General features: G+C 36.2%; 7 protein-coding genes. 6 read left to right on the plus strand and 1 reads right to left on the minus strand.

All coding sequences use genetic code 11. The annotated features are described in order from the left end of the window. Nucleotides 1–64: 64 nt before the first annotated feature. The gene (locus FTU62_RS16920; RefSeq protein WP_159124549.1) at nucleotides 65–1,633 is read right to left on the minus strand and encodes an ATP-binding cassette domain-containing protein; all 1,569 of its coding nucleotides are present in this window, start codon (nucleotides 1,631–1,633) and stop codon (nucleotides 65–67) included. A 381-nt stretch (nucleotides 1,634–2,014) separates the two neighbouring features. Here FTU62_RS16920 and FTU62_RS16925 point away from each other — a divergent pair, with 381 nt between their 5' ends. The 6 genes from FTU62_RS16925 to FTU62_RS16950 all read left to right on the plus strand — a co-directional run bounded on the left by FTU62_RS16925 (nucleotide 2,015) and on the right by FTU62_RS16950 (nucleotide 8,019). Continuing rightward, entirely contained in the window at nucleotides 2,015–2,308 is a 294-nt protein-coding gene (locus FTU62_RS16925; protein ID WP_159124548.1) for a type II toxin-antitoxin system RelB/DinJ family antitoxin, read from the plus strand. Next, nucleotides 2,301–2,582 carry a type II toxin-antitoxin system YafQ family toxin gene (locus FTU62_RS16930; RefSeq protein ID WP_159124547.1) on the plus strand — a complete coding sequence of 94 codons (282 nt, stop codon included), beginning with the start codon at nucleotides 2,301–2,303 and terminating at the stop codon, nucleotides 2,580–2,582. Before FTU62_RS16925 ends, FTU62_RS16930 begins: the two co-directional genes overlap by 8 nt. 105 nt (nucleotides 2,583–2,687) lie before the next feature. Next, nucleotides 2,688–3,128: a hypothetical protein gene (locus FTU62_RS16935; RefSeq protein ID WP_233945583.1), complete on the plus strand. Its 441-nt coding sequence runs from the start codon at nucleotides 2,688–2,690 to the stop codon at nucleotides 3,126–3,128. Nucleotides 3,129–3,434: 306 nt separating this feature from the next. Further along, nucleotides 3,435–3,923, plus strand: a complete 489-nt coding sequence (mobC, locus tag FTU62_RS16940; RefSeq protein ID WP_180103251.1) for a plasmid mobilization relaxosome protein MobC — start codon at nucleotides 3,435–3,437, stop codon at nucleotides 3,921–3,923. Further along, nucleotides 3,913–6,432, plus strand: coding sequence for a relaxase/mobilization nuclease domain-containing protein (locus tag FTU62_RS16945; RefSeq protein ID WP_180103252.1), 2,520 nt, complete (start codon nucleotides 3,913–3,915; stop codon nucleotides 6,430–6,432). Before mobC ends, FTU62_RS16945 begins: the two co-directional genes overlap by 11 nt. A gap of 642 nt (nucleotides 6,433–7,074) precedes the next feature. Next, nucleotides 7,075–8,019 (plus strand): replication initiation protein, encoded by a 945-nt coding sequence (locus tag FTU62_RS16950; RefSeq protein WP_180103253.1) that lies wholly within the window; start codon nucleotides 7,075–7,077, stop codon nucleotides 8,017–8,019. The last annotated feature ends 277 nt before the right edge of the window (nucleotides 8,020–8,296 follow it).

Raw genomic sequence — 8,296 nt, forward strand, 5'->3', positions numbered from 1 at the left:
CGTATAACGTGTATTATGTTAATTTTAGTAGAACTAATAAATCTATATATTTGAAAATGTCATTTTACTCAATTAAATACTCTTCAGATATTTCACACTGTTCAACAAAAAAATGATCATGTGAAACTAAAATTACAGCGCCCTGATATTGGCTAATAGCCTGCGATAGAAGCTCTCTAGACTCAATATCTAAATGATTTTCTGGTTCATCAAGCAATAATAAATCAATACCATCAGGATAGTGACTCATTGCTAATAATGCGACTTTCAATTTTTCACCACCACTCAGTTCTGATAGTTTTAATAAAGCTTTTTCACGACGAATACGTAACTGACCTAACAAATTTCTCCACTCAACTTCAGTAAGATTGGAGTTATAAAGTGCAAGGTTTTCGATTACGGATAAATCATTATTTAATAAACTAAAGTTTTGATCTAAATACAAACATGTTCCACTAAAGAAAATATCATCACGTTGATGGGTAGAAATCAATTTCAATAAGGTTGATTTACCAATTCCATTAGCACCTTTAAGATGGATTTTTTCGCCAGCTTTCAATGCAAAATTAATTTTATTTGTTGCTGTATGGGGTAGCTTTAAATCATGAATTCTTAAAATCTCTCCTTGCTTCGTACTCTGTAAGTGGAATTCAAACTTCTGAGCTTTGATTTTTTCTACAATGGTCTGCCTATTAATCAGACTATTTTTCAAATCATCAGTTTGTCGAGTTTGTTGGGCACGTAGCTTACCTAAGCTTTGTCCAGCATTTTCCTTTTTGAAATCTAGAAAAATCTTTGCTTGAGAATTAGAATCACGAAGTTCATTGCCTTTAGATTGACGTTTATTCGCTTTCATTAAGCTATCATGTTGCCGTTGTTTTAACTGCTTTAATTCTTTTTTCTCATTATTAATAGACTGAGTTAATGCATCCATGTGTAGCTGATGCTGTTGAATGTAATGCTCATAATTACCTTTGTAGTGTTGTAAGCCTAATTCAGTTAAAGCATAAATATGTTGGACTTGATTGAGTAATTGGCGATCATGACTAATCAGGCATACACCACTAGGGTGTGCCAAAATACTCTCAATTAACCATTGTCTAGATGTTGAGTCTAAATGGTTGCTTGGTTCATCTAAAAGTAGATAGTGATCCTTTTTTAAAAACAAACGACATAAAGCCAGCTTTGTTTTTTGTCCTTCACTCAGTTTTTCTGTTGGAAAGTTCAAATCCGTAGGTAAGTCAGCATTTTCAAGTATATTTTGCCATTTTTGTGGTAAATCCCAGGTATTTTCAACTAACTCATAATCATCAAAACTAGCTGTATTGTTCTCTATACGCCGAAAAGCATGATGTAAATGATCTACCTCTAATGCTTGTGCAATATTTTCAGCATTAAGGCGTTCTAATTGTGCCAAATAATCATGTTGGATATTCCATGAAACTTGACCACTATAATGAATATCTAAAGCTTGGCTTTGATCTAATATTCTGAACAATAGGGATTTACCTAAACCATTACGTCCAATTAATGCAGAAACCTGTCCTGATAAAAGCGTAATGTTTAGCTGATCAAACATTTTCTGTGTAGAAAATTCTAAATTTAAGTTTGAAGCAATACATGCATGTTGCATAAAAAATTCCTCATGTAGAGGATATGCAAAATAGTGAAGATTAACTTATAAAAAACAATATATTATTTAGGATATAAAGTAGAGACCAAGAATATATAGCCACAAGTAGAATCTATTTTGCACATCAAAAGTTTAAAAATAATGATGAGAAAATGACTTACTTCATTGGCGTTACTCTTGGGAGGATGATTTGAATAAGGTTATTTTATAATGATAAGACAATCTGTCAAGCTTGTACTAAAGCTTCTAAAAGTTATTTAACATAATGGCGATTATACGAAATTTAGCGATTAGAAACCATTTATTACATCAAAAGTAATGAAAATGTAAAGATAATGCCTTATATTGTCTTTACATTATTGGTTTTTAGAGGAATTAACCATGTCCGCAGTCAATTTTAATATGCGTTTAGAAGAAGACTTGAGGGATAATGCAAATCATATTTTTGAAGAATATGGTTTAACAATGCCACAAGCATTTAAACTTTTTTTAAATCAGGTGGTGAAAACAAGAACTGTTCCATTAGCTTTTGACTATGCGAAAGAACCAACTCTGACCCCAACAGCAGTAGCAAAGTTGCTTCAATCTCTTAAAGAGATTGAAAATGGGGAGTACACCGAGTACGAAACAGTAGAAGAAGCAATCAAAGCCATGTCGGATGAAGCTCATGGCTAAACGAAAGATCATCGTAACCAACTCATTTAAACGAAATATTAAAAGACGTTACTTAGATTTAGTTACGGCTGAATGGGCTGAGGTACTGGACTGTTTAGTTGCTAATAGTCCATTGCCTGAAAAATACCTAGATCACCCATTAAAAGGTGGTGCTGAGTTTAAGAATTGTCGAGATTGTCACGTTAAACCTGATTTAGTCTTGATTTACAGGCTCGTAGGGGATGACATTTTAGAGTTACACCAGTTAGATAGCCATTCAGAGATTTTTGGCTAATTTTAGCTCGATGCTTTGAAATATGGCTTTAGCCATGTTTCAAAGCATCGAGCTACTTTACGCTAGTTGCACGATAAGAAAGTTTGAAAAGAAGCTAAGCATTGCATGGCCTTCAAAGAGTTCAATATGAGAATAAAAAATTTAGCTCAAATTTTTATAATTATTACATTGCTTACTGGTTGTATAGCGAAGTCCCAACCCGTATCTAACTCCATAGAGTCAGTAAAACCTATCATTTTTATTAAACATGCTAATTCTGGTTCAAGAGTAACCATTACTGGTGGGAAATTGCATGTAGATCCTTATGGTTGTATTCGGCTTGGTAGTGATACCGGTTCATTTATTATTTGGGCTAATAATCATGAGTTAGAATATACAAAGGACGGTAGGATTAGCATCACCAATAAATTTAATAATCATAAAGTTTTTATAGGTAATGAAATTATCCTTAGTGGAGGGCCGTCATCAGTAATACCAAAATCTGTTACTCGCTTTATTCCTGAAGTTTGTTCTACCTACGGCTATTGGATTGCTTCTCCCCTTTAAAAGTTATGTAAATGAGCCAGTCCCCATTTCCATCATAATTTCAACATAAAAACTCATATACAAATTTAGGTATTATTAGCTGATAAACCCTTTTTTTGATCTTTTTATATAAATCTTTCACGATATAGTAGAATACTATTAGATGACTAAATAAGATAAGCAAGCCTACCTGTATATACAAAAAACCTTCGGTTTTTCGATATTCAGGGACTTGTTAGGGGAATCCCCTAAGACCCCAAGCCCATCACAGATGGGCAAGTCAATTTCATTGACTTGAAAGCAAAAGCCTGTGAATAGGATGAGGATATGCGAAGTAAAAATAAAATTTTCAGACTCACCGAGCTACAGCTAGAGCAACTGGAGAAGCATCTCGAAAAAGAGGGAACGACTTTTACAGACTTCATCCACTCTCTGATTCAGCGTGAAGTTATGCAAGATGCAGTCACGGTTAAACGGCCCACGGAAGAAGAACTAAAACCAAGAACCAAAATCAAAACAGTGATTGAAGTGGTCAAACGCTATCAAAAAGCTGACCCGAATGTACTGCTAGAACTATCCAAGATCGGCAACAACTTAAATCAGATTGCCCGAGCCTTAAACATCATTAAAAATGCTGATTCGCAAGAGCAACGCAAGTTAGATATTTACAGCCTCTTTTCAGTTTTAAAAGGCATTCAAACCGAGTTAGAACACGTATTCCCTGCACTTCCTAAAATCAGCAGACAAAGCCCTGAACGGCTTAAAAAGCAGTTGTCTTCGATACAACTGGCGGAGGTGGACGAGAGTGCATATTAAATTTTTAGACCATGGCAAAGGATCTGCTGCACATGCTTCAGCTTATGTTTTAGATAAGCTCGATCATCAAGGTAATATTCGAGCTGGCGTTGAAGTTTTAAGAGGTGATGCAACTACCTTTAATGCAGTTTGTGATGCCAGTCCTCACTTGTGGAAGTACACCAGTGGCGTGATTGCATGGTCAAAAGAAGATGATCCAACTAATGAGCAGATCCAAGAAGTTTTAAACGATTTTGAAAAACATGCATTCTCGGGACTAGATCCCTCGCAGTATCACCTTTTTGCAGTGCTACACACTGACGATGACGGCTCAAAGCACATCCACGTTCTAGCACCACGCCTTGATATACAAAGCGGAAAATCACTGAATATTGCGCCCCCTGGTCATGAAAAGCACTTTGACTCGTTGCGGGACTACTTCAACACCAAATATCAATGGTCACGTCCTGATGACTTGCTCTTGACACAGACCACACAAGAGCCGAATCACATTGCCAAGCTCAATGCCCAAGCAAAAAAAATTCTTACAAGCCAAGACTTTGAGACCCTCACAAAAAAGCAGTTTTGCAACACCGTTGATAACTACGTCCAAACACTTTTAAAGACCCAAACAGTAAAAAATAGAGCAGACATTGTTAGCTGTATCGAGCAACTCGAAGGCGTGGCATCAGTCAGAGCACAGCAAACCGTAACTGTCACTCTCAATAATGGCAAAAAACATAGACTTTCAGGCGATTTTTATCATGAACAATTCGAAATTGGACTTTATTCAGAGCGTCTCAGAGCAGAAGCAGAAAGCCGACCAACTGCAAACGAGCTTGCACAGGCTATCCGAGACGCTCAAAGCATTCGAGATGACTATCGAGCAAAGCGAGGAGCCTATCACTCAAAACAGCATGCTTTTACAGCAAGTCCAGCAGACAACAATAGCCCTCAAATCGCGTCTAAGCTCGATATTGAACGAAATAGGCAATCTATCCCCCCAAGCCATAAAAGAGACGACAGCGAGCTACAAGGCGCAAATAGACGGATTGTCGGCTCAGCTAGCGAGTATAGATATTGCGGAAATATCAAAAGTGAAATCGAGCATAGATTCGTTTTCAGTCTCACTTCAAGACCTCCAAGCAACCATAAACCGCCAGTTACTAAGCATCAAGATCGACCAACCCAGTCTAGAGAAGTCTATTCAAACCCAAGTCGGACAAGTCATAGCGAGCCAAAGCAATCAAATCAACAGTCAGTTTCAGAGCCTTTTGACGGAAAAATTGAACAGTCAGAGAGCATTTCACGGACTACTGGGGATAGCGATATTTGCAGTGTTGATGCTTTTAATCAGTTTTTATTTCGCCTTTCAAGCACGAACCAACCTAAAAACAATCGAAGCTCAAAAGCAAATGATTCAGCAGAATGCACAAGCAATCACCAATCAAGTCAACTATTTGAACAGCCTACGGAGATAAGACATGCAGACCGAAATCGACCATTTTTTGACAGAGCAAAACAACTTATTGATGCAACAAAACAGCTTGTTAGCGGAGCAAAACAAGGTTTTGATTCAACAAGTCGATTCATTAAAGACTATCTTGACCGGCTACAGCGAAGTAGAGCAGGAATTACAGGACAAAATCAGCATTTTACAGTCGGAGAAACAGGCACAACAAGCCTTAATCTCAGCACTCAAAGGCGAATTATCCAAAATCGAGCAGGGCAGTTTTTCACAGGATTTACAGCTGAACTTTCAACGCAACTTAATGAGCCAATTACAGACACAATTAACACAAGCCTTAAGCGATCTGAATTTAAGCAATATTGTGAACAGTATGGTGAGTACAGAACTCAGACCTATCCGACAGAAAATTACAGCTCAACAGTCAGATCTAGAACAAGCTCTCTTGAAGCTCTCACAACTCAAAGTATCAATCAGTATAGACGAAGACTTGAGGACTCAGGACAAGCGACTACAGCAGTTAGAAACAATGCTTGGCAGCTTAATATCATTGATCAAAAATTTGAACAACTCACAGAATTAGTCAAGGATCTTAGGATAAAACCTCAACTAGCATCGGAGTTCAGGCTGAGATATGACGGATACTACCCTGATTATAATATCCGCCATGAGAGACTTTCTAAAAAACAAGATGAGCTATACAGAAACAAAAGCCAGTTAGGCATTATCGACTGTATCGCTGAAAAGGCAGACAACTTGAAGCAGTATACGTCTCGTGCATCGAATAGCCTTAGTAGTTACGACTATGAAAAAATTGAAAAGATCATTAAAAATGATGAGACCATGCTCAAATATTTAAACTGTGAAATTATTTTAGAGCCACAAAATGATCGTTTTAAATCTCAAAAACAGGCATATCAAAACTGTTTAGATAGCTTTGAGGGCATAAAAAACTTAATTGCAGAGAAAAAAGCCCCTATCGCTGAAAAACATTTTTCACAGCCAAGCCCCGAACCTGAAAAGAAACCACAACAGAGCCGTGATTTCGATTTTGACTTTTAATCGAATTCAGCAAAAACAGTAATCAGAGTGAGAATGAACGATAAATGGTTTATTCGCTCACACTCCGTTCGCTTTGTTTTTCCTTTGGGAAGCAAACAGCTTTAAACCGAACGAGTGTCTACGAGTGATTGAGCATCATAAAAATTTCAGAAATACTTCTTCTCTGATTACAAACTCCCTTTCGATTTTAAACGGTAAGTACAGAGCATCCCGAATGGGTGCGAACTTTGGAGCTTTTGCTTTTAAAAAAGTATGAGCGAAGCGAATACACTATCAATGTTTTTGCTTTTGATTTTGCTCTTGAAACGACACGAGCGAAGCGAGTGCCATAGCCTTTGATTTTGCCTTTAAATCCTTTTTATTCTTTTAAAAAGCTTTTAAATACTTTTAGGCACCCTTCTAGACCATACAGAGTAAGGCTTTCAGACTTTAAAAAACTACAAATGCCGGACATTAAACTACAAATACCGGACTAAACGGACTTAAAAAACTACTTTTATCGGACTTAAAAACTACAAATGCCGGACATTAAGCTACAAAGATGTATTTGTAGTTTAATGTTAAAAAACTACAAAAATCGTAGTCAAAAATCGATCAATGCTATATTATTTTCTACAAATTCTTCTTTGTAGATTTATAGTGATGCAAGATAATAAGAAAACATATCCATCCAATTGGGTAGTAATGCAAAATAATATTCAAGAGTGCTTTAAAAGCATGAATATTGATGAAAAGCGTCTGCTAATACTTGCTAGTCCAATTGCAAGAACAACTCATGCAAAAGAAAAAGATACAATCATGATCACGGCTGAACAGTTTGCAAAAGAGTGTGGTATCAAAACGCATTCAGCATACACACAGCTAGAAATAGCCAGTAGAAATCTAATTAAACGTAGTTTTTCTTATACCAATGAAAGAGGGAAACGAGTTCTATCTAACTGGGTCATTGATTGCACTTATGAAGAAGGTGGTATTGCAATTCGTTTCCCTGAAATCGTTTTATTGATGTTGACAGAATTTGATAAATTGAACCCATATACAAAATATAAGAAGGATATTGTTCTAACTCTTAAGAAAGACTACTCATTCGACATATACCATTTAGCTAAGAAACACCAAGCAATGGGTAGTTTTCAAATTAGTCTTGATGAACTATTCAAGCAACTCGGATTGCCTGAATCATATAGACGTATTGGCAATCTAAAAGATCGTGTCATACATCCATCAATAGATGAAATCACAGCTAATACTGATATTGATCTAAATTATGAGAATGTTAAACAAGGGCGGTCTGTGGTTGGTTTTAAGTTTATTGTGAAAGAGAAGCCTAAGCCAAAACTTATAGCACCTAAAATGGACATAAACACAGTAGATCTGTTCTGCAATATGTCAGATGCTCAAATTAATAAATACAGCACCATTCTATCTAAATTTTCTGAACTTTCAGACCTCAGTAATTTTCCTGACTATCCTACTTTTGCCCTTTGGATTGGTGGCATCTTACGAGATCCAAAAAGTGTCAGAGAAGAAACTGCTAAACGGATTTTTAAAAGTTTACATCAAAATACTGATTTCAAACCCTTATAGATTATTCACTGGAGCTAATCAAAAGTGTGGAACAATGATCAAATATTAGGCGTGGAACATGAATAATCATGAAAAATCCGTTCCAGTGCGCTGTCTACTGGAACGGCTTTAGTTAAGATATTGATGCTTATAGGAAAATTTCAAGCATTTCGTATAACGTGTATTATGTTAATTTTAGTAGAACTAATAAATCTATATATTTGAAAATGTCATTTTACTCAATTAAATACTCTTCAGATATTTCACACTGTTCAACAAAAAAATGATCATGTGAAAC

The sequence above is a fragment of the Acinetobacter sp. YH12126 genome (assembly GCF_013418745.1).
GTDB classification, from domain to species: Bacteria; Pseudomonadota; Gammaproteobacteria; order Pseudomonadales; family Moraxellaceae; genus Acinetobacter; species Acinetobacter amyesii.